This is a genomic window from Candidatus Insignibacter tubulum, from assembly GCF_056790205.1.
Genome location: NZ_CP199715.1, coordinates 508,865 through 534,118 on the forward strand (window position 1 = coordinate 508,865; position 25,254 = coordinate 534,118).

Consider the following 25,254-nt stretch of genomic DNA (forward strand, 5'->3'; position numbering starts at 1 on the left):
CTCTTTTTAAGAATTCTCGCTTACGCTTTTCTAAAAGCTTCTCAAATGAGATTATTATCACTTTAGGGATTCCCCCAAATCGTCCTGATCCAGATTATGGATACGCTCAATTTTATAGTGAAAATTCAAATTCTTTGAAAGAAGTAAAAACTTTTATTGAGAAGCCTACTGTAGAAATGGCTCAAAGATTTATAGAATCAGGTAATTTTCTATGGAATTCTGGCATTTTTGTATGGCATACAAAAACCATTATTAACGCTTTTAAGCATATTTGCCTGATATATTCAATTCGTTTTTATCAATTGTTAATACGCTCAATTATTCAAAAGAAGCTCAAAACATAGAAACTATTTTCCCAAATCTTCAGTGTGTTTCTATCGATCATGGGATACTAGAGCATGCTCAAAATATATATATCATCAAATCTGATTTCGGATGGAGGGATATCGGGACCTGGCGGGTGCTGTATGAGAAAAAATCTAAAGACGAAAATAGAAATGTTTCTATTGGAGGAAAAATATTATTTTATGAAGCCCAAGATAATATAGTTTTTATTCAAAAAAACAAGGCCGCTGTTATAGACGGGTTAAATGATTATATAATAGTCGATACGGAAAAAGCCTTGCTCATATGCAAAAAAGGGAATGAGCGACAGATCAAGTTTTATACTAATGATATAAAAATAAATGCTGGAGAGGGCTTTTTATAAAATTAAGTTCTTATATATTTTATTATTTTTATTTATGGGCATAAAAAATATTTTCCTAATATTTATCTTTTTTTTATCCTTGATATACAATTTGTGTACAAATTGTATATCAAGGATAAAAAAATAAATTCTATAATCTTAGCAAGAAATACAATATTAATATCAGTAGAACTGCCTAATCAAATGCTCTATCTAATTTAGAGGATATTATCTACTTCTCTAGGTTAGGATCATTTTTTATGAGGAACAACCTAAGAGAACTCTAGCTCTATATGACTTTAATAACCAATTTAGAATTTATCAGCAAGCACTTTTACAAGTAAATTCTCAAGTAAAAAAAAACTAAAAAAAATAGACTCTTATTTATTCCTTCATTTTATAGAAAAAAAACATTATGTCTAAAAATAACTGATAAAGAATTTTTCTATCATGAGAAAAAAATAATTATCAGAAATCTTTTAATAGAATCTTTATTAAATATTTAGCAAGAAATAGAGATACTTTTGCTATCATACGTATATATAAATTGAGTTTTGGAGAGATATTGCAGTATAATACGAAACTTAAATCGGGATTAAAAGCAGGAATGATCTTAAAAAAAACTTCAAATCATATCAATAAACTTGTTAGTTCAGAAGATATTATAATAGAAGCTCCCTCAAAAGAGGATTTTAATATAGTAATTCTATTACCTTTATCTGCTAGCATCTCTAAAATAGATCAGAAAATTAGCTAATATGCAACTGATCTTTATACTGGAGATAAGTATGCTATTGATTTATTTTCTTTAAATAAATCTATTAATCTTAAACTTTTTGATACGGAAAATCAAAAAAGTAGAATAGATTTTTTCCTAAATTCATATACTCTTTCTAAAGTAGATCTTATAATAGGCTATTTCTTTAGATCTGATATAGAACAAGTAGCAAATAAACTCTCGAAACAAAAAATTCCTATAATCTCTCTATTTTCTTCATTAGAATATTTAGACGCTTATTCTAATGTTATTCAGGCTAATGTAAGGGATCAATTTTTAGCTGATCCTATCTTACAAAAGATTAAATATTATTCACTAAAGTCCCAGAAAATATACTTACTAAGTGCCCCCCTCTCAAGAAATTATAGTAGATTATTTACGCAATAAGATCTTAAAATGGGATCCTCAAATACAAATTTCATATGTTTATGATCTCTCAAAAATTCCTATTGATGTAGATCCTTTTATCACTGTTCTTATTAGTGATGACCCTAATATAGGGTCAGTTTTTTATTGATGGCATTAGACATTTTAAGTTTGGCAAAATTTTTCCTATAGGTATAGGATATAATCCTGTTTATTATGATAATTTACTCTGGCTTAAAAACTATAAAATGGTTTTTACAATGAAATATCATGTTAATAACAATACCCAAATGAATCTAAAAGTAATGAAAGATTTAGGAGTTGATGATAAAAGAATATCCAATAAATATAAATTAATAGGTTTTGATATAACTTATGATATATTAGAGCGACTTATGTAGAATAAAAATCTTATTGACTCTATTAGTACTAACTCACGTCCTTGTATAATAAACAAATTCCAATATCAAAAAACCTATAAAGGAGGTTATATTAATAAGTAGTTTGGATAGTCCATTTTTGGAATTCCTTTCAAAAATTCCATAATCCTATCTTAATATATTAATCAGATATTTATTAGAAATATTTTCGTGCCTGGAATATATTTAGGTCATAAAAACGGCGACTATTATTTTTTTTTATATGCTCTTTCATAATTCTTATCTCCTGAATAAGGAGACCTGCGCCATCGAATCGTTTTGCTTCGGAGAGTAAAATTTCAGCTTCTCTTTTACGTCCTTTAGTAAGGGCAGCCGCTGATAGATTTAGCTTTGCTATAGCTTTATCATGGTTAAAGGTTAACCCTATTTCTAGGGCTTTTTTCATATATATTTCTGATTGCCTAATATTTGACTTAGAGGTGAATATACCACTGAGAAAATAATAATAAGCTTGTTGGCTTTTGATAAGTTGATATTCAGGATTCTTGATGTAAGCTAACCATTTCCCTAGCCCTTTTATATCTTGTTTTCGAGCTTTAAAAAAAGCTAACAATAAATATTCATTTTTGAAAAATAAAAAAACAACTACTATACTAAGAAATAGTAACAGAGCACTCCACCCTGGTTCTCTTTTATTTAAAGCAAAAATAGCGCTGATAAATAGGGATGAAGCAATAAGTATTTTTGAATATTTGTGCATATTTACTTTGTTATTTATGTCTAAATGGATGGATTTAGACTATAATTAACCCATTTAAGCATGTCTTTATAATTTTCTTCATTTAACTCGTGTCCCTCTTCGTATTCTTTATAAGAATAGCAAATATGATATTTTTTTAGAATTTCTAAACCCCCTTTTACTTGACTTATAGGAATAATTTTATCGTATTTTCCATGAGATATGAAAAAATCAAGAGAAGAGAAATCTTTATTCATATCTTCATCAAGAAGCTCTTGATGTAAAAATCCGCTTAAAGCGATTACCTTATTTATCATATGGGGCTTTAAAAGAGAAACGGCATAGCTTAAGATGGCCCCTTGGCTAAATCCACATAGCCATACATTTTTAGAATCTAAATTATATGTTGAAATAGCTTCGTTTATAAAATTAATAATCCTATTCCGGGAGTTTAATGCTTGATGATTATTCGAATAAATACCCTCTGCTGATATCTCAATATTATACCAGGTATAACTATCCTTACCTATACTATAAGAAGCACGTATACTAATGATAAAAAACTCTGCTGGAAGTCCTTTTGTGAGTGTGATAAGATCACGTTCATTACTTCCATGACCATGAATCATTAGAAATAAAGGAGGCTTTTCAGTACGTTTTAATGGTCTTTTCAGAATATGTTTGAGAGAAAGACTCTCTATAAGTTGCATGATCTTGCAAGATTTTTATAAGCTATAAATAGTTAAGACAAAACTATATAAAAAATTATAGTCTTAAAAATTTTCGAAAATGCTTAGTCCAAAAAGAGCAAAATCATATTTTACAGGATCCTTTTTATCCATACTTCTTAACCTTCGATCAAGTTCAATAACAGATTTAATATCATTTTGTTTTCGAGATAGTAAGCCAAGTTTTCTTGCTACTCTCCCTGAATGTATATCTAATGGGCAAGAGAGCTGTGAAGGAGAAATATGATCCCATATGCCTAGATCCACTCCACTGTTATCTTTTCTAACCATCCAGCGTAGAAACATATTAAGTCGTTTACTCGCGGAACCTCTCCCAGGATGGGAGAGGTGTTTTTCTGTCCGTTTTTCATGAGTTATGGAGAAAAATATTTCACGAAAACGTAAAATGGCTTTTTGTGTATTTTTTTCTTCTGGAACTGCTTTAAACACTGCTTCAAGACCCTTATGTTTTTTATAAATATTCTGCAAAGCTCTTAAGAAGTAAACTGTATCGGTAAACTGAAAAGTTCGATGCTTAAAATAAGATAAGCATTTTAAATCCTGAAAATTATGGTTTATAATAAATTCGTAAGGACTGTTATCCATAAGCTGGATCCATTTATATGCATTTTTAATGATGGCATTGCGTTGTCCCCAGGAAATGATAGCAGTTAAAAAAGCAGCAATTTCTATATCTTCTTTTTTCTTGAACAAGTGAGGGATTTGTATAGGATCTGAATCAATAAAAGAGGCTGTATTATATTGTTCTGTTTTCTTTTCAAGAAATTCCTTTAATTGTGAATTTTTCACGTTTTTTTTCTAAAAAAAATCTTCCCTTCATATATGCTAACTTCTCTATCGGCTCTGCTTGCAAGTTCGGGATTATGGGTCACTATAACGAAAGTTCGCTGAAAGTCATTACGTAAGGAAAAAAATAAATTGTGAAGTTCTTGAGCATTTTTTAAATCTAAACTTCCTGATGGTTCATCGGCAAAAATCACTTTTGGATGGTTAATGAGAGCTCTAGCAATGGCTACACGTTGTTGTTCCCCACCTGATAGGGTTTCTGGTTTATATTCTAATCGTTTCCCAAGCCCTAGTTGTTTAAGCAACTCTTTCGCTTGTTTTTGTAGGGATTTTTTTTCTCGTTTACCTATATAACCTGGCAAGCATACGTTCTCTAGAGCTGTAAATTCAGGTAAAAGATTATGGGATTGAAAGATAAATCCTATAGCTTTATTACGAATCCTTGAAAGCTCTTTATTTGAAAGCAAATAAATATCCTTCCCAAATAATTTTAGTTCTGTTTTTATATTTTTGCGTAGAGTGGGTTCCTCTAAACTGCTTAATATTCGGATCAAAGTACTTTTCCCTGTTCCTGAACTGCCTGATATAGAAATTATTTCGCCTTTTTTTATATCTATGTCAATACCTTTAAGTATTTCTAAAGATCCAAAAGATTTGTAAATACCTCTTGCTTGAATCATAATGAAAAACACCAAATTTAAAAATAAAAAATTCTATTTCGCCTTTTTTTATATCTATGTCAATACCTTTAAGTATTTCTAAAGATCCAAAAGATTTGTAAATACCTCTTGCTTGAATCATAATGAAAAACACCAAATTTAAAAATAAAAAATTCTATAAAAATGTTTTTCCTACCTTTGTAAAGTTTACAAGATTGTATCATGAACTTACATGAATACCAAGGGAAAGATATTCTTCGTTCATTTGGAGTGAAAGTTCCCATAGAACTAGTAGCTTTTAGTGTAGATGAAGCTTTGGAAGCAGCAAAAAAAATTTCTGAGGAAAGTAAATCTAACCTTTTAGTTATAAAGGCACAAATTCACGCAGGTGGTAGAGGCAAAGGTGGAGGTATAAAGATTACTAAATCTCTTGATGAAGTTAGGAATAAATCTTCCGAAATTTTAGGCATGCGTTTGATAACTCCGCAAACTCCAAAAGAAGGGAAAATAGTACGTCGTATCCTAATTTCTCAAAACGTATATTATTCGGGAGACTCTAAATATAAAGAGTATTATTTATCTATTTTAATGGACCGCTCAAAAGGGAAAAACATTATTGTATACTCTAGTGAAGGAGGAATGGATATTGAAGAATTAGCAAAAAAGAAACCTGAAAAAATCTTTACTGAAGATATTGATCCAACTTTTGGAATTCAAGACTTTCAAGCTAGAAAAATAGCTTCTAAATTAGAATTAAGTGGTAAGTCGTTTAAAGAATGTGTCTTCTTTATTAGAGCTCTTTATAAGGCTTATATAGCTACAGATGCTTCTCTTTTTGAGATCAATCCGATGTTAAAAACTTCAGATGATCAAATTATGGCTGTAGATGCAAAAGTAGTGATAGATGACAATGCTCTATATAGACAAGAACAATATGCCTCTATGAGAGATATGGATCAGGAAAATCTTATAGAGTCAGAAGCTTCAGAAATAGGCTTAAATTTTGTAAAACTTAAGGGGAATGTAGGATGTATGGTCAATGGTGCTGGGTTAGCTATGGCTACGATGGATATGATAAAACTATCAGGAGGTGCTCCAGCTAATTTCCTAGATATAGGAGGGACGGCCGATACACAGCGTGTAGAAAAAGCTTTTCGAATTATCTTAAAAGACACCTCTGTTTCAGCTATTTTAATCAACATATTTGGAGGCATTGTTCGTTGTGATCGTGTAGCTCAGGGTATAATTGATGCGTGTCAAAATAGACGAGAGCTTTCTCATATTCCGCTCATTGTACGCTTACAAGGAACTAATGCTGATAAGGCTAAAGAGATTATAGATCAGAGCAATTTACAAATACATTCAGTCATAACCTTGAAAGAAGCTGCTGAGAAAATTAGGGAAGAGCTTGCTTATAGAGAGAGTTAATGCATATTAAAAATATGAAAGACGAAGTTTATATCATTTCAGCTAGGAAGTATCGACCGACATCTTTTAAAGATGTAATAGGACAAGAAGCTATTACTAATACATTAGATAAGGCTATTACAAATAGGCACTTAGCTAAATCCCTTTTATTTTGTGGTCCTCACGGTGTGGGAAAGACTACCTGCGCTCGGATTCTAGCTAAGAAAGTAAATGGGTTATATCAAAATACTCTAGATAATATCTCTAATGAGTTTAATATTTTTGAGCTTGATGCTGCTTCGAATAATTCAGTAGATGATATACGTGCTCTTACACATCAATTTAGATTTGCTCCCCAACAAGGGAAATATAAAGTATACATTATAGATGAGGTACATATGTTATCTCAGGTAGCTTTTAACGCTTTTCTAAAAACTCTGGAAGAGCCTCCTCCACATGCTATTTTCGTCTTAGCTACTACTGAAAAGCACAAAGTTCTTCCAACTATTATTTCACGTTGCCAGGTGTACGAGTTTCGGCGCATTTCTTTAGAAGATATTTATCGACAGCTAAAGAAAATTGCCTATAATGAAGGTGTTGTAGTAGAAGAAGAAGCTTTTTATATGATTGCCCAACGTGCTGATGGGGCTCTTCGTGATGCTCTCTCGATTTTTGATCGTCTTGTTTGTTTTTCTGGAGAAAATTTAACAGCAGATCAAGTTCGAGAACAATTGGGAATCTTAAATAAAGAATATTATTTTAAATCTGTGGATCTTATCCTTTCTCAGGATATTAAAGGTATTTTAATACTTTTTAACCAAGTATTGCAACAAGGCTTTGATGGTAGACTCTTTATTTCCGGTTTAGCCGAACACTTAAGAGATCTTATGGTGGCTTCCCATTCAGAAAGTCTATCTTTAATAGAAATTCCTAAAATTATGCAAGATAAGTATATCAAGCAAGCTTCTCATATCTCACCAGATTTTTTGATAAAGGCTCTTCAAATTTGTCAGCACGCAGAAATAACTTGTAAATCAAGTATAAACCCCCGTTTATTATTTGAGATTTCCTTGATGCAATTAGCTTCTTTCCCAAATCGGGATATTCAAAATAAAAAAAAAAATAATGAAATAAATTCTTTTCAAAAAGAAAATTGTGTTAAACAAATCTCTACACATATAAAAAATAAACATTCCTTATCCATATCTAATATTGCTAAATCTAAAAATAATCTGAAGGTTGTTGTTAAAGAATCCCATCCAGTAGCTTTTAGTATTCAAGAGGCTCTTACGCCAGAGGTTATTGACCCTTTTTCTGTAGAAAGTAGGCCTTTAGCTAAAGAAGTTTTCTCAAAGGAAGATTTTATAAAAACTTGGGAGGTTATCTTAAAAGATTTTATACCTGCTGAAAATATTTTTCTTAAACACGTATTAAGCACTGTAAAATATGAAATTTTAAAAAATAATGTGGTATTATATTTTGTATCAAAAGCAGCGCTTATTGAGTTTTCCAGAGTACATGAATCTATACTAAAATATTTGCGTGATCATATGAATAATTCTCATCTTTCTTTAGAGACTTGTATTAGAGTTTATGATAAAAAAAAGATAATTTATACACCTGAAGAAAAATTTGCTTTTTTACAAAAAAAAAATCCTCAGTTAAAAAAACTTAAAGAATATCTAGATTTAGATTTTTATAATTGATGATATGATCAATACATAATGCCCCCCTTAAACTCTATTTCCAATAGTAAAAACCAAATAAAACTTTATTACTATCTAGTTAGTTAGTGATATGAACCTTAGTTAATCTAAATGATAACTTTTATTGAGAATAGTTCTTTACTATTAAAATATCAACCCTATTACAGAAAAAAAATATATTTTTTAAATATTTTAAAAAGGGAGCAATAAGGCATATAATTACCAATTTATAGATAGTATTTAAGTCTAAGGATACTAATCTTATAATCTTTGTTATTTTACCATATATAATAATTCACAGCCCCTCTCTAATTTTTTTTGACTGTATAAATATTTACGTTATAAGACATTTTATAACGTATTTTATAAAGTTTATAATAAGTAGTCTGAAAAATATATCTGACTTGTTAGTAAACAATCTATAATTATATTATAAAATTAAATCGTCAAAATATAGTATATATATTAAAGCATAAACAAAGTTTAAATAAATGATATAAAAAGGACTATTTTTTTATTTTAATTTAAATAGTAAAAAAAGTTTATTAGTTGTAATTAATGAATTTTAATAAATAAAAAAAATTATTTTTAATAAATTTAATTAAGCAAAAGAAAATATCATGAATGATAATTTTTCATCGAAATTCAAAGATGTTTTAGTATATAGTAAAGAAGAAGCTCTACGTTTAAATCATGAACGGATAGGTACAGAACATATATTATTAGGTATACTGCGCAAAGGAGAGGGTAAAGCTATAGATATTTTTCATTTATTACAGGTAGATTTGTTAGATCTCAGGAAAGAGATAGAGGGTTTAGCTCCTGAACGTCCATTTATAGTAGTAAATACTAATCATGTTGCAATGACAAAGCAAGTAGAACGTATTTTAAAAATAACTTTTCTAGAAGCTAGACTATTTGGATCTACAAAAATTAATACAGCTCATTTGCTATTATGTATATTACGTAATATAAATGATCGAATAACTAAACTCTTAAGTAAGTTTAACGTGGATTATAAAAGAGTTATGGGAAAAGCTAAACTTCAACATAATGGGTTAAAAGAAAATTATATGCCAAAAGCTGTTTATGCTGATGAGGGAATAGAAACAAATTTTTCATATAAAGGAGATTCTTATTCTCCTGGAGAATATAAAAAAAGTAAGACTCCAGTTTTAGATAATTTCGGACGTGATTTTACATTAATGGCCTTACATGGCAAACTGGATCCTGTAATAGGACGTGATAAGGAGGTAGAACGAAGTATGCCAGATTCTCAGCCGACTAAAAAAAAACAGTCCTTTACTTGTCGGAGAACCAGGAGTTGGGAAATCTGCCATAGCTGAAGGATTAGCACTTCGTATAGTACATCGTAAAGTTTCCAGAGTACTTTATAATAAGAGAGTTTTTACACTTGATTTAACATGTTTAGTTGCTGGGACCAAATATAGAGGACAGTTCGAAGATCGCATTAAGGCCTGTATGAATGAACTTGGAAAAAACAGAAATATCATACTCTTTATTGATGAGATTCATATGCTAGTAGGAGCAGGAGGCACCCAAGGTTCTTTAGATGCTTCTAATATTTTTAAGCCTGCTTTAGCTAGAGGCGAGATTCAATGTATCGGAGCTACTACTCTAAATGAGTATAGACAGTATATAGAAAAAGACGGCGCCTTAGCGCGACGTTTTCAAAACGTTATTATAGAACCTACTTCTGAGAAAGAAACTATAGAGATTCTTAATCGCATAAAAAATAAATATGAGATATATCATAATGTTGAATATGCAGATGATGCTATTAATGCTTGCGTACAGTTTACTACACGCTATATTACTGATCGTTATTTGCCTGATAAGGCTATTGATGCGCTTGATGAAGCAGGCTCTAGAGTACATATAAAAAATATTAATAAAGTACCTAAAGAAATTCTTTTTTTAGAGAGAAAACTTGAAGTTTTTCGTAACGAAAAAACTAAAATGGTTAAAAATCAAAAATACGAGGAAGCCGCGCATCTTAGAGATACAGAAAAAAATATAGAAAAAGAACTAACTGAAGTTTACAAGAAATGGGAAGAGCTATCTAATAAGCATCGTGAAGTAGTCTATCAAGAGAATATAGCTGAGGTAGTCTCTATGATGAGTGGAATACCTGTAAGTAGAGTAGTACAAGCTGAGATGAAAAAACTTGCTCATATGTCTGAGCTTATTAAAACATATATTATAGGACAGGATGAGGCTATAGATAAGGTAACCAAAGCTATACAACGTAATAGAACAGGATTGAAAGATCCTTATCGTCCTATAGGAACTTTTATTTTTCTAGGACAAACAGGTGTTGGGAAAACACAATTAGCAAAAGTATTAGCTACAGAATTATTTGATAATGAAGATTCTTTAGTGCGTATAGATATGAGCGAATACATGGAAAAATTTACTATATCAAAGCTAGTAGGTGCACCTCCAGGATATATAGGTTATGAAGAGGGTGGACAACTTACTGAGATTATTCGTCGTAAACCTTATTCAGTAATTTTATTTGATGAGATAGAAAAAGCACATCCAGATATGTTTAATTTTTTATTGCAATTGTTTGATAATGGTTATATTACTGATGGTATAGGTCGGAAAATAGATTTTAGAAATACTATTATTATTTTAACTTCTAACATAGGTACACGAGAGCTTAAAGATTTTGGAGCAGGAATAGGTTTTGGTACTTCAGCGAGAGAAAAAAATATTGATGAACACTTAAAGGGAGTTATAAAAAATGCTTTAAAGCGTGATTTTTCACCGGAATTTTTGAATCGTATAGATGATACCATTATTTTTAATTCGTTAAAGTATGAAGATCTCTATAAAATTATTGATATAGAATTAAAAAAGCTTATTGACCGCACACTTCAATTAGGATATAATTTACAAATTTCTAAAAATGCAAAAATATTTATTGTTGATAAAGGCTATAATAAAGAATATGGAGTACGTCCTTTAAAACGTGCTATACAGAAGTTTATTGAAGATTTAATTGCTGAACAAATTATAAATGAAAAGGTTTATAAGGGAGATTCTATTTTTATAGATTTAGATAAACAGAAACAAAGTTTATTTATTGTAAAGGAAGATACAATTAAAAGTTCTTCATAAAGATTTTTCTTTGAATTATTCTGAAAGATAGGAGGGGATGTCCTTATGCTAGAATTTTCTCTCATGGATAAAAAAATATCGTCTTAATAAAATGCTTGTTTATAACTATATTAGTTATGCATATATATAACTATATTGTTATATATATAATAATTCCTCCCTGTAAAGATAAAGGGAGGGCATAATGCTTCTTTAACATTCTTTTTAAGAATAGAAAAATATAAAACTCAGCAAGTATAAATATTTTTTGTCTCTATTCTAGAGATATATCTACTAATAATAGAATAAAACTCAATTATATTATAATAATATTTATATTTTGATATCTATTCTAAGATATGCTTTAAACTAATTTAAAGCATATACAAATATAGATTAACTATTTTGTTTACAGCTCTAATTTTAGATTAATTCTAAAATATTTGAAAGGATCTATCATTTTCATAAATTATCTAATTATCTATAAAACAAAATATTATAGATGTATATATAAAAATATAAATGTTAAATAACGATATATATCAGAATATTATTTTGAAACAGTGAGATCTTTTTTATTTTCATCAGGGTTATCTGAATCCTTTTTTTCGATTTTTTTATCTTCTACATCTTCACTTTGAGTAGCTTTTTTAAATTCTTTTAAGCCAGTTCCTAGTCCTTTCATAAGTTCAGGAATTTTTTTCCCACCAAATAAAAAAAGAGCGAGTGCAGCAATTATGAGCAATTGACTAGCACCAAAATTTGCTAAAACTGGGGATGTCATAGTATATTTTTTTTACAATGTTTGATGTAAAAATAGTATTTTTTATAAATCCTTAATCCAATGTAATGGATCCTCTTTTTTAATATTATGCCAAATTTGGAAATTTAAAAAAGTATTTCCTTTAGGATTAGTGCATATTTCCCCTAAATCTTGATTTTTCTTTACTTTATCTCCCTTATGTAAATATACTTTTTGTAAATTACTATATACTGTATAATAATTACCATGTTTTATTAATAAGGCTTTTCCTTCTCCCTTTATCAAGTATACCTCTCTTATAGTCCCTTCAAATACTGATTTTGCTTTAGCCCCCTTAGGGGTTCTAATATCTATACCAACATTATCTATAAATACTCCTTCTAGGCCTGGATAAGGCTGCTTCCCAAAATAGTTAACCACTGATCCCTGTTTTACAGGAAAGGGGAGATGGCCCTTATTAAGAGCAAATTTTTTTGCTAAAAGAAGTTCTTTATTAGAAAATTCTTTATCAACATTTTTTTTATTTAAAAGTTTCCTCCGTTTAGTGTTATTCTTAATCTCGACATATTTTTTTTTTAGAACTTCTTTCTTAGTTTTGAATTTAGTTAATTGATTTTTTATATTGATCTTTTTAATTTTACTTTTTAAAACTTGTTTTTTTTTTTGAAACTGTGATTTTTTCTGAGCGCATATTTTCTGTATTGTTCCTATAGATAACAGTATCCATATGAAAAATAAAACATTATGCATTCGAGAATATATCGTTATAGTTGACCCCCTCTTGTACATAGATTAGATTTAAAAATCAAATATAGAATAATCTCCTAGGCTTATTTCTCTAATAACACCCTGATAATGAGTGCTGTTACCAATCATAGAATTCGATAAATTAGCATGAATGATTTCCGTGTTATTTTGTATCAGCGATGTATCTATATTACTGTTTTTTACCTGAGTATGCTTGCCTATCGATACATAAGGGCCTATTTTGCTATTTTCAATCATTACTCCTTCATCTATAAAACACGGATCTATAATAAGACTATTTTTAATGATAGTGTTAGAGCAGTAATGAGATTTATCTATATGTTCAAATTCAAGTATTTTAGTATTAGTGTTAATAATAGCTGATTTATTACCACAATCCATCCATTTATCTACTTTTTTATATGAGAATAAAACCCCTTTTTTTCGCATGTTTTCCAATGCATCAGTAAGTTGGTATTCCCCATTACCTTTTATGTCTTTATCTATTAAGTTCTTAAGTTCATTTTTTAATTTTTCTCCTTTTTTTATATAATAAATTCCTATAATGGCTAGATCAGAAACAAATTTCTCAGGTTTTTCAATAAATCCTGTTATATATCCATTTTTATCATATGTAACTACTCCGAAAGACTGTGGATTTGATACTTGGGATGTCCATATAATACCTTCAGTTTTAGTCTTTAAACTAAAATTTGCTCTAAAAAGAGTATCAGCAAAAGCAATAATTACAGGCCCTTTTAAAGATTTCTGCGCGCAGAGTAAGGCATGTGCTGTCCCTAAGGGTTTTTCCTGGTAATAAATGATACCTTTTATACTAAGTTCTTTAGATATATTAAGCAGTTTATTTTCTATTTCATATCCAAAATCTCCGATGATAAACGCTAGTTCTTTAACTTCTTTTTTAAGTATTTTATAAATATCTTCTACTAGTCTTTGAACAATAGGTTTTCCTGCAATAGGGATCAAAGGTTTAGGGATAGTAAGAGTGTGTGGACGGAGTCGTAATCCCTTACCTGCCATGGGAACTATTATTTTCATAAATTTTAATTCTTCTATATACCTGTACTACCGAACCCTTTTTCTCCCCGTAAGCTCTTTTTAAATTCCCTCACTTTTTCCCATTCAATTTGATTATATTGCTTAATAACTATTTGAGCAATTCTATCACCGGGTCTTATTTGAAAGGTCTTTTTGGAAAGATTTATAAGCAAAACTTTTATTTCTCCTCGGTAATCACTATCGATAGTGCCTGGCGCGTTGAGACATCCTATACCATTATTTAAGGCTAAGCCGCTTCGTGCTCTAATTTGAGCCTCATATCCTTTAGGCAGTTCTATATAAAGTCCTGTTGGTATGGCTTTCCATTCCATGGGGTCTAGGAATAATAGGCAAGTTAAGTGCGCTTGAAGATCCATCCCAGCAGCTCCTTTAGTTTTATATTGAGGGAGCTTATTATAAGAGACATTTCGTATTTTTATTTTTAGTTTATCCATATAATATTTTTATCAATATTGATTTTTCCATAAAAAAAACGATACACAAATATAATAATTGTCCTATAACGTTATAATATTGAATGATTTCTCCAAGAGAATAACCTGATATAATCCCTAAAACAATATGGCATAAAATGCGAGAGACCCGATAGTTTATCTTATAGTATCTTTGCCCCCACCAATAAGAGATTAACATCATACTTCCATAAGAAACTAGTGTTCCCCAAGCTGGGGCCATATAACTTCCTTTTGGAAGGAGCAATAATAAGTTTGATAAAATAGTGACTAAAACTCCAAAAAGGGATATGTAAACGCTAACTATAGGTTGATCTTTTACTTTATAAGCTATAGAAAAATTTATATAGATTCCTAGAAATAGATTAGCCATCATTATAACAGGGATTATATTTCTGGTGCTTTGATAATCGGAGTTAATCAAATTAATAATCCAGTTAAGATTGCTCCAAAGGAGCACGAAAAAGATAATTCCAAATAACGTAAAAAGATAAGTAAGTTCGCTATAAACTTTTTTTGCATCAGCTTCTTTAGCTTTTATAAAGTAGAATGGTTCTATCCCCATTCTAAAAGTAGTAGAATAAAGAGCCATAAGAGCTGCTATTTTATAGCATGCCGAATAAGCACTATTGATTTCATCTGAAAGCCATCTTTTAATAAGGATTTTATCTAGATTTTCATTTATAGCGAATGATAAAGATCCAATCATAATAGGAATACCATAGACTATCATTTCCAGGGCTGTTTTTAAACTAAATTTTTTAAGACGAATTTTTATAAATACATCAGTTAAGGCTATAAAGCTTATCATTGAGGCTAACATATTAGCAAAAAATATGTAACCTGGTTTATCGGTATATCCTTTAATAGTTTCTAAAAATTTTAAATGGATTATGGAAAATTCGTTATTTCCAATTAGTAACAAAAATGTTATAAATGCTTGTATAACTACACTAATAATACGTATAAATGCATAACGCAATGCTTTTGAATGCATACGTAACCATGCCATAGGTATACTAGATAATATATCGAAAAAAATGATTAGAAAAAAGATCAAGAAATATTCCTTGTGGGTACTGTAACCTGCTAAATAAGAAATTTCTTTTACGAAAAAAATGCCAAGAAATAAAAAGATTAGCGAAATAAGCAAAAGACTGATCATCACGCTAGAAAAAATTTTATCGCTATCAACATCTTTCTGCTTATGCAGAAAACGGAAATAAGCGCTTTCAAGCCCAAAAGTCAGTAGGTTGATTAATAAAAAAGACAAAGCGTACATATCTATGTATAGCGAAAAGTCTTTTCCTGCTAAAACATTTGTAAAAAACTTTAGAAAACAATAATTAATCACGCGGGGAAGCACTGCACTTATTCCATAGACAATTGTCTCACCAAAAATTTTTTTATACAAAGGAATAAAAGGAATAATTAGATTAGAATCTAAAATTATAAAATTCCAGTTTTTAAGTTGTACTTATATTAAATAATTTATTATGATTTTACCCATTTTAGCAAAAATATAATTGATTTATTCAAATTTTACTGTTTTATATGACAAAGATATCTGATGAATAAATAAGTCTCTATCAGCTTTAGAAGTCTTCTAAGGTTAGTCTTGTTCTTCAATAACTAATAATATAGAGCCCTGTTTTTAATATTTATATATTTGCTCATGAAAAGATCATAAAAATGAATATTAACCAAGAGTATTTAGATGAGCTTATTCTAGTGTTGACTATATCAATTAATGAGAGAGATTACAAAGATAAAGTAGAGGAAACCCTTCGTAATTATAGAAAAAAAGCCCAATTACGCGGTTTTAGAAAAGGCCAAGTTCCTTATGCTATCATTCGAAAACAATATTATAAAATATTAGTTAATAATCAAGTAAAGCAACTTACTGAACAAGTAGTTAACGACTATATTGCTAAAGAGCATTTACAAATTATAGGACCTCCTTTGCCTATAGAACAAGATGTTATTAACGTAGAAGATAAAGAATTTTCTTTTACTTTTGAAATAGGGCTTGCACCTAAGTTTAATATCAATTTAGATGATATAAATATTGATTATTATCATATTAAAGTAGAGCAAAATGACATAGATGAGCATATAGAATATTTACAACATTATTTCGGAGAATTTTTTCCCAGAGAATTTGTTGTAACTCAAGAAGACCATGTATATGGAACTATATCACCTTTTATTTCTCTTGATTCTTCAAAAGAAGATAAGGTAAAAAATCATACCCTATTCCTCAGAGATCTTTCAAAAGATACTTTTACTAAGTTTTTACAAGCAAAAGTAGGTGATCGTATTGAAGTAAATACTTTTGAACTATTCCCAATTGAAAAGCAGTGGAGACATTTTACAAGAAGTATTAATACTGAACATTTTAAAACATATTTTATTATTGATCAAATATTTGGTACTCAGCCTGCTAGCTTAAATAAGACCTTATTTAATAAAGTATTTGCTCCAGGATTAGTAGAATCTATAGAAGAATTTTATGATAAGATTAAAAAAAATATTTCACAGGCTTATTCTATTGAAGCAGATAAATTTTTTATGCATTTGATATTCGATCAATTATTTAATCAGACGAAATTTCGTTTGCCTTCAGATTTTTTGCAACGTTCTATGAGGCAGGGTCAAAAAGAGAAAATCTCATCATATCAGTTCCTTAAGGACTATGAACAGGTTGAGAAGGGGGTACGTTATCAATTACTTAAAAACAAACTTGGAGAGCAACTTGATATAAGTATTAATACTAAAGAATTAGAAGACTTTACTCTTTCTTTGATAAATATCAAGAAGGGGGAAAATACCATTGATAAGACTACTTCAAGTAAACTTTTTAATGAAATCACTCAAGATAGAGAAGAATCCTTAAAAATTTACGAACGCCTTTTCCAAAAACGATTAATAGAAGCTTTAAAACTCAGACTATCTTTAAAAGATAAAGATATTTCCCGAGTTGACTTTCTTAAAATTCTCACTCAACATAAGCATTAAAAGGATCATAACTAGGGAAAAGCCTTATAATTAATCATGAGATAAGTTAAATAATATGTTTGATAATAATGAATTTAGAAAATATGCGATAAAGAATCAGTTAATAAGTAGTCTTACACTAGATCGTTATATTAACTCTATGACTCCTTATATAGTAGAAGAACGGAAACTAAACATAGCTCAGATGGATGTCTTTTCGCGATTAATGATGGATCGCATTATTTTTTTAGGGACATCAATTGATGATCAAGTAGCCAATATTGTTCAAGCACAACTTTTATTTCTACAATCAATTGATTCTATTAAAGATATACAAATTTATATCAATTCGCCTGGAGGTAGTGTTTATCCAGGATTAGGTATTTATGATACTATACAAATTCTTAAGCCAGAGGTAGCTACTATATGTACTGGTATGGCTGCTTCTATGTCTGCAGTTTTGCTTTGTTCAGGTGTTAAAGGCAAACGCTCAGCCTTAAAACACTCACGAGTTATGATACATCAACCTATGGGGGGAGTTCGTGGTCAAGCTTCTGATATAGAGATCACCGCACGTGAAATTTCAAAATTAAAAAAAGAACTTTACCAGATCATTTCAATTCACTCGGGTCAGAGTATAAAAAAAATAGAAAAGGATTCGGACAGAGATTATTGGATGACCTCAGATGAGGCTAAAAACTACGGGATGATAGATGAAGTATTAATACGAAAACCTCAGGTATAAATAAAAATAGAAACCTATTCTAGGTTACTAGAATTATATAAATCAAAATCACATATTGGATTTACACTTTATATGATTCTAAAAATATTTACATTTAGAAATAGTAGTTATAAATCATGAAAAAAGATCCTAAATGTATATTCTGCGGACGCAGAAAAGATGAATCGAATTTATTATTAGAAGCTTCAGAAGGATATATATGTGTTCAATGTATACAACAAGCCCATAAAATGGTTCATGAAAAAATTTATCAAAAAAAAGAACAGTTTTTTGAAGATTATTTGAATCTTAAAAGCCCTAGGGAGATTAAGGAATTCTTAGATCAATATGTGATTGGTCAAAACGAAGCAAAAAAGATCTTATCTGTGGCTGTTTATAATCACTATAAAAGATTATCTTATAATTTATCCCAAGAAGAGGAGGAAGTAGAGATTGAAAAATCTAATGTACTTATCACAGGTCCTACAGGAACTGGGAAAACTCTCTTAGCACGATGTATTTCTCGTTTTTTACAGGTCCCCTTTACTATAGTAGATGCCACAATTCTTACTGAGGCTGGATATGTAGGGGAGGACGTAGAAAGTATATTAACACGTTTATTACAAGCATCTAATTATAACGTATCAGCTACTGAGCGAGGTATAGTGTTTATCGATGAAATTGATAAGATTGCACGTAAGGGAGACAATCCTTCTATCACACGTGATGTCTCGGGAGAGGGAGTACAACAGGGACTTTTAAAGATTCTTGAGGGATCTATAGTAAATGTTCCTCCACAAGGAGGGCGTAAACATCCTGATCAGAAAATGATTCCGATAGACACTCGTAATATTTTATTTATTGCTGCAGGAGCTTTTGATGGTCTTGAACATATTATTGCTAATCGTCTTAATCTCTCATCTATAGGCTATCAGAGCACTTCATATATTGAAGTAAAACAAGAAGAGCTTTTAAAATATATCACTGCCGTAGATATCCGAACTTTTGGTTTAATTCCTGAATTAATAGGGAGGCTCCCTGTTATAACTTATATGCATTCTCTAGATGAGAAAGCGCTTTATAGAATCATGACTGAACCTAAAAATGCTTTGATAAAGCAATACCAAAAACTTTTTGAGATAGATAAGATATCATTAGAAGTTACAGATAAGGCTATAAATGAAATCGTGAGATTAGCGATTGCTACTGGTCTTGGAGCAAGGGGGTTAAGAACAATTTGTGAAATAATTTTCAATGATTTTATGTATGATATTAAACAAAATGAAAGTTTTCTGAAAGTTGATGAAATAGATGTAAAGAATAAGTTAAATAATAGAAAGTTATTTAGTAATTATAAAAAGCCTTAAAAGGGTTATCCATTTGTAATAATAGGATATTCCATGCACTTTATTAAAGATAATTTGAATATAGAAGTCTAACTATGTGACTTTACGGGTTACCTATCTATTTTAGATAGGTTAAGTTGAGAATCCTTTTATTAAAGGATTATGTTGAGAATCCTTTTATTAAAGGATTATAATAAACTTTTTAAAAGCAAAAAGTTGATAGTAGTATAATAAATTTTATATTGAGCCAATATCTGCTATTCCATAAAAATGGACTCAACATGATAACCTATAATAGGTTATCTACTTATTTAATAATAGCAAACTATATAATATTTGCAAATATACTGTATGGTATTAAACTATAGTTTTAAAAGGATTTAATTATCCTATTGCTTTCATGCTAAAAGTCACACTATATAAAAGAACATATAGTTTATTTTTAGTAGTGTAAAAAACTTTAAACATTTATAGAATAAGAAAAGTTATTTATTATAAATTTGGCAAAAGATCATTAATTAATGTTTTAGATATATAGATTATAAATTAATTTTTTTTTAAAAAAATCTTCTAAAATATGTATATTTTCACTTGTTAAATAAGATATAATTTTTATAAAACACTTTTTTTTAAAAAAAAAAAAATATCATACATAATAATTTATATCCTATAAAACTATATGCATTAAAAAATCTTTTTATAATCTTCTTCCTAATATTTTGCCTGATTTAAATTGCTCCTCATAATAGAATTGATACTATACTACATATGTTTCTAAGTGAGTTTTAAAAATAAAAGGATATAAAAAGGTATCCGTTTTTTTGATAGGATCAAAAGTCAAAAGAGTAAAAAGAACGTTTTAAATATAAAATTTATTATTTAATAAATCATTCTTAAAGACTAGAATGGTATTATTTATAAATGTAAGAGACCTTATTATATTATGAGTACCTTTTTTTTATTAAAGCATAAAAAAATATAAATAGTAAAACAACGATTATCTTAATAAAGATAAGAGTTCTCAATCTAGAGAATAAAATTTTCCACTAATTTCTTTGACCTGTATAAAGCGGTATAAAAGTTATCGTTGATTATAACTCGATCAAAAAGCTTTGAATAAGTAATTTCACTTTCAACTTTTTGCAAACGTATATAAAAATCTTCATAACTTTCGCTAGATCTTGCCTTTAAACGTCTTGCAAGTTCCTTTAGAGAAGGAGGTTGTATAAAAATTGCTAAAGCACTATGAAGATATATTTTTTTTAAATTCAATCCTCCTTGGACATCTATATCAAAAACAACATGTTTATTTTGTAATAATAGGCGCTTAATTTCACTTTTTAAGGTTCCGTAAAAATATCCTGGATATACTTCCTGCCATTCGGCAAAAGCATTTTGATTTATTTTCTCTTGAAACATTTTCGAGGATAAAAAATAATAATCTTTCCCATTGACCTCACCTTTGCGAGGATTTCGTGTAGTACACGAAATAGAAAAACCAAGATCATTTGACATTGATTTAAGTAGCCCGTGAACTATACTGGTTTTTCCGGCTCCCGAAGGGGCTGAAAAAATAATAATTCTACCATTTTTCATTATATAACATTAGCCAATTGCTCACGAATTTTTTCTACTTCTTCTTTAATCAATATAGTAAATCTCTGTATTTCAATATGTTGAGATTTAGCCCCAAGTGTATTGATCTCGCGAGAGATTTCTTGTATGACGAAATTTAATTTCCTTCCTTGAGACTCTTCTAAATTGATTACTTGAATAAAATATTCACAATGTTTTTTTAAACGAACGAGTTCTTCGGTAATATCTATTTTTTCAAGAAAAAAAATTAATTCTTGCTCGAATCGACTCTGATCTAATGAAATATTTTGAGAGTGAAATGCTTTTTGTATCCTTTTTTCGATGATCTTTTTGCGTTGTTTTTCAAACGGAAAAATCTGATGAAGAAAATACAAAATATTTTTAATACGATATAAAATATCATCATTTAAAATTTTTCCTTCTTCTTTACGAGCTTCCTTAGTTGAACTAAACACATCATCAAATAAACATTTTATAAAATCCCAATCTTGTTCATGAAGTGTTTTATTAGGGATGCTTAGTACTTCAGGCATTTTCATAGCAAGTGATAAATAATTAATTTCTTCAAATCCTGGAGCTATTTCCTTAAAAGATTCTATATAAAAACGTATAATTTCTGTATTTAGAAAATATTTTGGGGAGGATCCTATAGATTGTAAATGAAAATTTATATCAATTTTACCTTTTTTAAAAAAGGTACTAGCCCTCTTACGGAGAAACCACTCTTTATGACTATAAATGGACGGCAAACGAATATTTATATCAAGATGTTTACTATTGAGTGATCGGATCTCTATGGTGATCTTTTTATCAAATACTTCTTTTTCCACACGACCAAATCCTGTCATAGATTCAATCATGGGAGGAAAATTTTAAAACACATATTTTTATAATTAAAAGTATTGTAATTGTTTTATGAATATAACATAGATAATGAGAACAAAAATATCATATTTTATAAAAACGTTTCTGTTAACTTATCAAGTTAACAGAAAATATATTGCTTAGTAATATATATAACCATAGAAAAAATCAAAATACATAGGTTAAAAAATATATTTATGATATTTGTAGTAAGTGAAAAATCTTTTTATGAAAATTGCTGTTATTGGAGCTACAGGTATGGTAGGTCGCGTTATGTTAAAAGTTCTAAATGAACGAAACTTCCCAATAGAACAGTTAATCCCAGTAGCCTCGAGTGTTTCTATAGGGAAGAAAATATCTTTTAAAGAAGATAAGTATTCAATTATAAGTCTTAATAACGCAATTAGTTTAAATCCAGATATTGCTTTATTTTCAGCTGGAGGAGATATCTCTAGAGAGTGGGCTCCTAAATTTGCTAGAATAGGCACCACTGTTATAGATAATTCTTCCGCCTGGCGGAAGGATCCTTCTAAAAAACTTATCGTCCCAGAGATAAATGCACATATACTTACAATAAACGATAAAATTATTGCTAATCCCAATTGCTCTACTATACAATTGGTTATGGTGCTTAATCCTTTAAATAAAAGATATGGTATAAAACGCGTATTGATTTCTACCTACCAATCTATTACGGGAACTGGTAAAAAAGCAGTTGATCAGCTTAAGGCAGAGATCAAAGGGATAAATGCTCAGCGTGTTTATCCACATCCTATTCACCAAAACGCACTTGCTCATTGCGATGCTTTTGAAAAAGATGGATATACTAAGGAAGAACTTAAATTAATGCATGAACCTAAAAAAATTATGGATACAAATAATATGGAGTTAACTGCCACAGCAGTTCGCATCCCTGTTATCGGAGGGCATTCAGAGAGCGTTAATATTACCTTTGAGAAAGAGTTTCAGCTCCAAGAGCTGCGTGAAATACTTAAAAATACCCCTGGATTAGTCGTACAGGATGATCCTCAAAATAATCTATATCCAATGCCTATTTATGCTCATGGTAAAGATGAAGTATTTGTAGGTAGATTGCGAAGAGATTTTTCACAAAAAAAGAGCTTACAGTTATGGATAGTAGCAGATAATTTACGTAAAGGTGCGGCAACAAATGCTGTGCAAATTGCTGAATATTTAGTTGCGCAAGGGTTAATTTCAAAAAAATATTAACTCCAAAATTTACTCTTCTAAAGTTTTATAAATGCTAAGTTATATGATATATAACTATCAAAGCCATATATAAGAAATTTAAGGTAAAATTAAAATTTCACATTGAGAATAAAGTTTGTGAACATGAATATTTCAAGCGAAAAAAATGCAAGAATAAAGAACCTTCTGAAAATGCAGAAAAAATCTAGCTTGTGTATTAAACAAAATCTTATTGTTGTAGAGGGTGTAAGAGAAATTCAAAAAGCCCTCCAAGGGGGATATTTGCCTAAAGAACTTTTTTTATGTAAAACTATTTGTAAAGAAAAAGTTATTTCCAAAAATTTTCCTAAAGTAACTGATATTAGTGTAAGTGCCTTTAAAAGGGCAGTTTACCGAGGGGGTAGCCAAGGAGCAATAGGGGTTTTTCACCGATCATATCTTAAACTAAGAGATCTTAACATAAGTAATAATCCTTTATTACTCGTACTCGAAAATATTGAAAAACCCGGAAATCTAGGGGCTATTCTTCGAAGTGCTCAAGCTACAGCCGTAGAAGGCGTAATTCTTTGCAACTTTGAAAACGATATTTTCCATCCTAACGTTATTCGATCGAGCTTAGGTACAGTCTTCACCCAAAAAATAGTGAATGCTGATTTCAAAGAATTTATTCCTTGGTTAAGGAATCGTAAAATAACTTTGATAGCTAGCGTCCTAGAAAAAAATGCCTTAAGCTTATACAATAGTGATTTGTGCTTGGGGATCGCTTTAATTATAGGCGCAGAATCTCAAGGTATCTCAAAAAAGATGAGACAAGTAACAGATATCTTTTTGCGGATTCCTATGCATGATACGATAGATTCTCTAAATGTAAGCAATGCTACAGCTGTTATATTATTCGAAACAGTACGACAAAGACTTCTAAAGTTCAATAAAAAATCATGAAGATATGCAATTGCTAATACTTAGAGTGTTTATTTATATCATTGATAAATAATTATCCCTTCTTATCTAGAAATATTTAGTGATAAAATATTTAACTCATGCATCTTTTAGAAGATATATAGCTGTAATTCAGTCGTTTATACTAGATTTTTTTTTAAAATCTAGTAACATTATATAAGAAGTTTTTTTTAAAAGAGTATTCAACAAAAAATCGTACTGCTAAAAATTGCTTTAGATACCATACAGTTTAATCAAAAAACTATTTTTTTAATTAAATTCCTATTTAAGAGCCTATTTGCATTTATCATAATATTTTTTTTTTTCTTATAATACTACCTATATACTATCATATATATCCTGTTATAATAGGATATCTCTTCCCGAGAAAATATTTGAATATCATTGCATAATGAGATATCTAATCTTGTAATTAAGATTATGAACAAATAACTAATTTGTCATTTTAATTGATATAATATTCTAAATAATTTGCTATAAAAAATAATAATCTGCTTATGGTTATTTTAATGGGAATATACACTCTCTAAAGTTAAAATAACGGGTAAAATTACTGCCTTTCTAATATATCCTACAATATGCTTTAATATTACCTTACAAGGTACGCTATTTTGATGTTAAAACTCCTTTAACCGAGATTTTTTTATAAAAGAGCTATAAATAAAGGACATATACTTCAATTTTTTTCACTCAAAGTCCTCATGAGAGAATGAATTATTCACTACAATACGGCTCTTTACATTCTTTAGGGTATTATCAAAGAGAATTATCAGACAATCATATTTGTCTTATTACATTTAATTATAGAACGCCTTAAGAGCAATATAAAACTTGGACTCATTTTCTGAATCAGGATATAAATAATCATGAAAATTCGGGAATACAAAGTGTATCGAATTTTCTTAATTGTCAAGCCGAATTTAAAAATACAAAAAATATTGCAATCAATTTAAAAAATGCTAATAGTCAATTTAAAATTAAGCGTTTTTACTTAAAACAGTCACTGGATCTTTTTTGTTTAAGTGAAAAAAAAACTTCATATATTATTTTTTTTATAAAGCATGAATTTAGTCGCTAAATAAAAAATTATCAATATCAGGGAAAAGATCAAGAAAGTTTTTTCCCCTCAGAA

23 protein-coding genes and 2 pseudogenes are annotated in these 25,254 nt (G+C 29.3%); 13 read left to right on the top strand and 12 right to left on the bottom strand.

Annotation, left to right across the window (positions count from 1 at the left end; translation table 11 throughout):
• Positions 1-68 precede the first annotated feature (68 nt).
• The 4 genes from ACUBP5_RS02110 (at position 69) to ACUBP5_RS02125 (ending at position 1,983) form a co-directional block, all read left to right on the top strand.
• Positions 69-344 (top strand): sugar phosphate nucleotidyltransferase, encoded by a 276-nt coding sequence (locus tag ACUBP5_RS02110; protein ID WP_482168608.1) that lies wholly within the window; start codon positions 69-71, stop codon positions 342-344.
• Positions 272-709, top strand: coding sequence for a hypothetical protein (locus tag ACUBP5_RS02115; RefSeq protein WP_482168010.1), 438 nt, complete (start codon positions 272-274; stop codon positions 707-709). Before ACUBP5_RS02110 ends, ACUBP5_RS02115 begins: the two co-directional genes overlap by 73 nt.
• Before the next feature lie 526 nt (positions 710-1,235).
• Entirely contained in the window at positions 1,236-1,445 is a 210-nt protein-coding gene (locus ACUBP5_RS02120) for a hypothetical protein (protein ID WP_482168011.1), read from the top strand.
• Between the two features lie 364 nt (positions 1,446-1,809).
• On the top strand, positions 1,810-1,983 hold the full coding sequence (locus ACUBP5_RS02125) for a hypothetical protein (protein WP_482168012.1): 174 nt from the start codon (positions 1,810-1,812) through the stop codon (positions 1,981-1,983).
• A 425-nt stretch (positions 1,984-2,408) separates the two neighbouring features.
• Here the strand turns inward: ACUBP5_RS02125 and ACUBP5_RS02130 are convergent, their stop codons facing one another.
• The 5 genes from ACUBP5_RS02130 to ACUBP5_RS02150 all read right to left on the bottom strand — a co-directional run bounded on the left by ACUBP5_RS02130 (position 2,409) and on the right by ACUBP5_RS02150 (position 5,287).
• Complete coding sequence (locus ACUBP5_RS02130; RefSeq protein ID WP_482168013.1) at positions 2,409-2,972, bottom strand: hypothetical protein; 564 nt, start codon at positions 2,970-2,972, stop codon at positions 2,409-2,411.
• A gap of 20 nt (positions 2,973-2,992) precedes the next feature.
• Positions 2,993-3,661, bottom strand: a complete 669-nt coding sequence (locus tag ACUBP5_RS02135) for an alpha/beta hydrolase (protein WP_482168014.1) — start codon at positions 3,659-3,661, stop codon at positions 2,993-2,995.
• Positions 3,662-3,724: 63 nt separating this feature from the next.
• Positions 3,725-4,489, bottom strand: a complete 765-nt coding sequence (locus tag ACUBP5_RS02140) for a TIGR02757 family protein (protein WP_482168015.1) — start codon at positions 4,487-4,489, stop codon at positions 3,725-3,727.
• A complete protein-coding gene (locus tag ACUBP5_RS02145; protein ID WP_482168016.1) occupies positions 4,486-5,166 on the bottom strand; it encodes an ABC transporter ATP-binding protein in 681 nt (226 codons plus the stop codon). Before ACUBP5_RS02145 ends, ACUBP5_RS02140 begins: the two co-directional genes overlap by 4 nt.
• The gene (locus tag ACUBP5_RS02150) at positions 5,114-5,287 is read right to left on the bottom strand and encodes a hypothetical protein (protein ID WP_482168017.1); all 174 of its coding nucleotides are present in this window, start codon (positions 5,285-5,287) and stop codon (positions 5,114-5,116) included. The genes ACUBP5_RS02145 and ACUBP5_RS02150 overlap by 53 nt, the downstream gene beginning before the upstream one ends.
• A gap of 80 nt (positions 5,288-5,367) precedes the next feature.
• Between ACUBP5_RS02150 and sucC the strand changes: the two genes are divergently transcribed.
• The 3 genes and pseudogenes from sucC to ACUBP5_RS02165 all read left to right on the top strand — a co-directional run bounded on the left by sucC (position 5,368) and on the right by ACUBP5_RS02165 (position 11,405).
• Positions 5,368-6,573 carry an ADP-forming succinate--CoA ligase subunit beta gene (sucC, locus tag ACUBP5_RS02155; protein ID WP_482168018.1) on the top strand — a complete coding sequence of 402 codons (1,206 nt, stop codon included), beginning with the start codon at positions 5,368-5,370 and terminating at the stop codon, positions 6,571-6,573.
• A 14-nt stretch (positions 6,574-6,587) separates the two neighbouring features.
• Positions 6,588-8,258, top strand: coding sequence for a DNA polymerase III subunit gamma/tau (gene dnaX, locus ACUBP5_RS02160; RefSeq protein WP_482168019.1), 1,671 nt, complete (start codon positions 6,588-6,590; stop codon positions 8,256-8,258).
• 620 nt (positions 8,259-8,878) lie between these two features.
• A pseudogene (locus ACUBP5_RS02165) lies at positions 8,879-11,405 on the top strand (ATP-dependent Clp protease ATP-binding subunit).
• A gap of 529 nt (positions 11,406-11,934) precedes the next feature.
• On the opposite strand, the gene ACUBP5_RS02170 reads toward ACUBP5_RS02165, so the two are convergent.
• From ACUBP5_RS02170 to ACUBP5_RS02190, 5 genes are read right to left on the bottom strand one after another with little or no spacing between them, the layout of a single operon-like run.
• The gene (locus tag ACUBP5_RS02170) at positions 11,935-12,168 is read right to left on the bottom strand and encodes a Sec-independent protein translocase subunit TatA/TatB (protein WP_482168020.1); all 234 of its coding nucleotides are present in this window, start codon (positions 12,166-12,168) and stop codon (positions 11,935-11,937) included.
• A 42-nt stretch (positions 12,169-12,210) separates the two neighbouring features.
• Entirely contained in the window at positions 12,211-12,897 is a 687-nt protein-coding gene (locus ACUBP5_RS02175; protein ID WP_482168021.1) for a murein hydrolase activator EnvC family protein, read from the bottom strand.
• A gap of 48 nt (positions 12,898-12,945) precedes the next feature.
• Positions 12,946-13,953: a sugar phosphate nucleotidyltransferase gene (locus tag ACUBP5_RS02180; protein ID WP_482168022.1), complete on the bottom strand. Its 1,008-nt coding sequence runs from the start codon at positions 13,951-13,953 to the stop codon at positions 12,946-12,948.
• Positions 13,954-13,967: 14 nt separating this feature from the next.
• Positions 13,968-14,408 carry a dUTP diphosphatase gene (dut, locus tag ACUBP5_RS02185; protein ID WP_482168023.1) on the bottom strand — a complete coding sequence of 147 codons (441 nt, stop codon included), beginning with the start codon at positions 14,406-14,408 and terminating at the stop codon, positions 13,968-13,970.
• Entirely contained in the window at positions 14,401-15,840 is a 1,440-nt protein-coding gene (locus ACUBP5_RS02190) for a lipopolysaccharide biosynthesis protein (protein ID WP_482168024.1), read from the bottom strand. The genes dut and ACUBP5_RS02190 overlap by 8 nt, the downstream gene beginning before the upstream one ends.
• A gap of 278 nt (positions 15,841-16,118) precedes the next feature.
• On the opposite strand from ACUBP5_RS02190, the gene ACUBP5_RS02195 reads away from it, so the two are divergent.
• The 3 genes from ACUBP5_RS02195 to clpX all read left to right on the top strand — a co-directional run bounded on the left by ACUBP5_RS02195 (position 16,119) and on the right by clpX (position 19,514).
• Positions 16,119-17,444 carry a trigger factor gene (locus ACUBP5_RS02195; RefSeq protein WP_482168025.1) on the top strand — a complete coding sequence of 442 codons (1,326 nt, stop codon included), beginning with the start codon at positions 16,119-16,121 and terminating at the stop codon, positions 17,442-17,444.
• Positions 17,445-17,499: 55 nt separating this feature from the next.
• Positions 17,500-18,168, top strand: coding sequence for an ATP-dependent Clp endopeptidase proteolytic subunit ClpP (clpP, locus tag ACUBP5_RS02200; protein WP_482168026.1), 669 nt, complete (start codon positions 17,500-17,502; stop codon positions 18,166-18,168).
• Between the two features lie 113 nt (positions 18,169-18,281).
• The gene (gene clpX / locus ACUBP5_RS02205; RefSeq protein ID WP_482168609.1) at positions 18,282-19,514 is read left to right on the top strand and encodes an ATP-dependent Clp protease ATP-binding subunit ClpX; all 1,233 of its coding nucleotides are present in this window, start codon (positions 18,282-18,284) and stop codon (positions 19,512-19,514) included.
• A gap of 1,005 nt (positions 19,515-20,519) precedes the next feature.
• Here the strand turns inward: clpX and gmk are convergent.
• Both gmk and ACUBP5_RS02215 read right to left on the bottom strand, forming a co-directional pair.
• Positions 20,520-21,089, bottom strand: a complete 570-nt coding sequence (gene gmk, locus ACUBP5_RS02210; protein WP_482168027.1) for a guanylate kinase — start codon at positions 21,087-21,089, stop codon at positions 20,520-20,522.
• Positions 21,089-21,949, bottom strand: a complete 861-nt coding sequence (locus ACUBP5_RS02215) for a YicC family protein (protein WP_482168028.1) — start codon at positions 21,947-21,949, stop codon at positions 21,089-21,091. The genes gmk and ACUBP5_RS02215 overlap by 1 nt, the downstream gene beginning before the upstream one ends.
• Before the next feature lie 232 nt (positions 21,950-22,181).
• On the opposite strand from ACUBP5_RS02215, the gene asd reads away from it, so the two are divergent.
• The 3 genes and pseudogenes from asd (at position 22,182) to ACUBP5_RS02230 (ending at position 25,200) form a co-directional block, all read left to right on the top strand.
• On the top strand, positions 22,182-23,183 hold the full coding sequence (asd, locus tag ACUBP5_RS02220) for an aspartate-semialdehyde dehydrogenase (RefSeq protein ID WP_482168029.1): 1,002 nt from the start codon (positions 22,182-22,184) through the stop codon (positions 23,181-23,183).
• Between the two features lie 123 nt (positions 23,184-23,306).
• Positions 23,307-24,104, top strand: coding sequence for a TrmH family RNA methyltransferase (locus ACUBP5_RS02225; RefSeq protein WP_482168610.1), 798 nt, complete (start codon positions 23,307-23,309; stop codon positions 24,102-24,104).
• Between the two features lie 727 nt (positions 24,105-24,831).
• Positions 24,832-25,200: pseudogene (locus ACUBP5_RS02230) on the top strand (putative porin).
• The last annotated feature ends 54 nt before the right edge of the window (positions 25,201-25,254 follow it).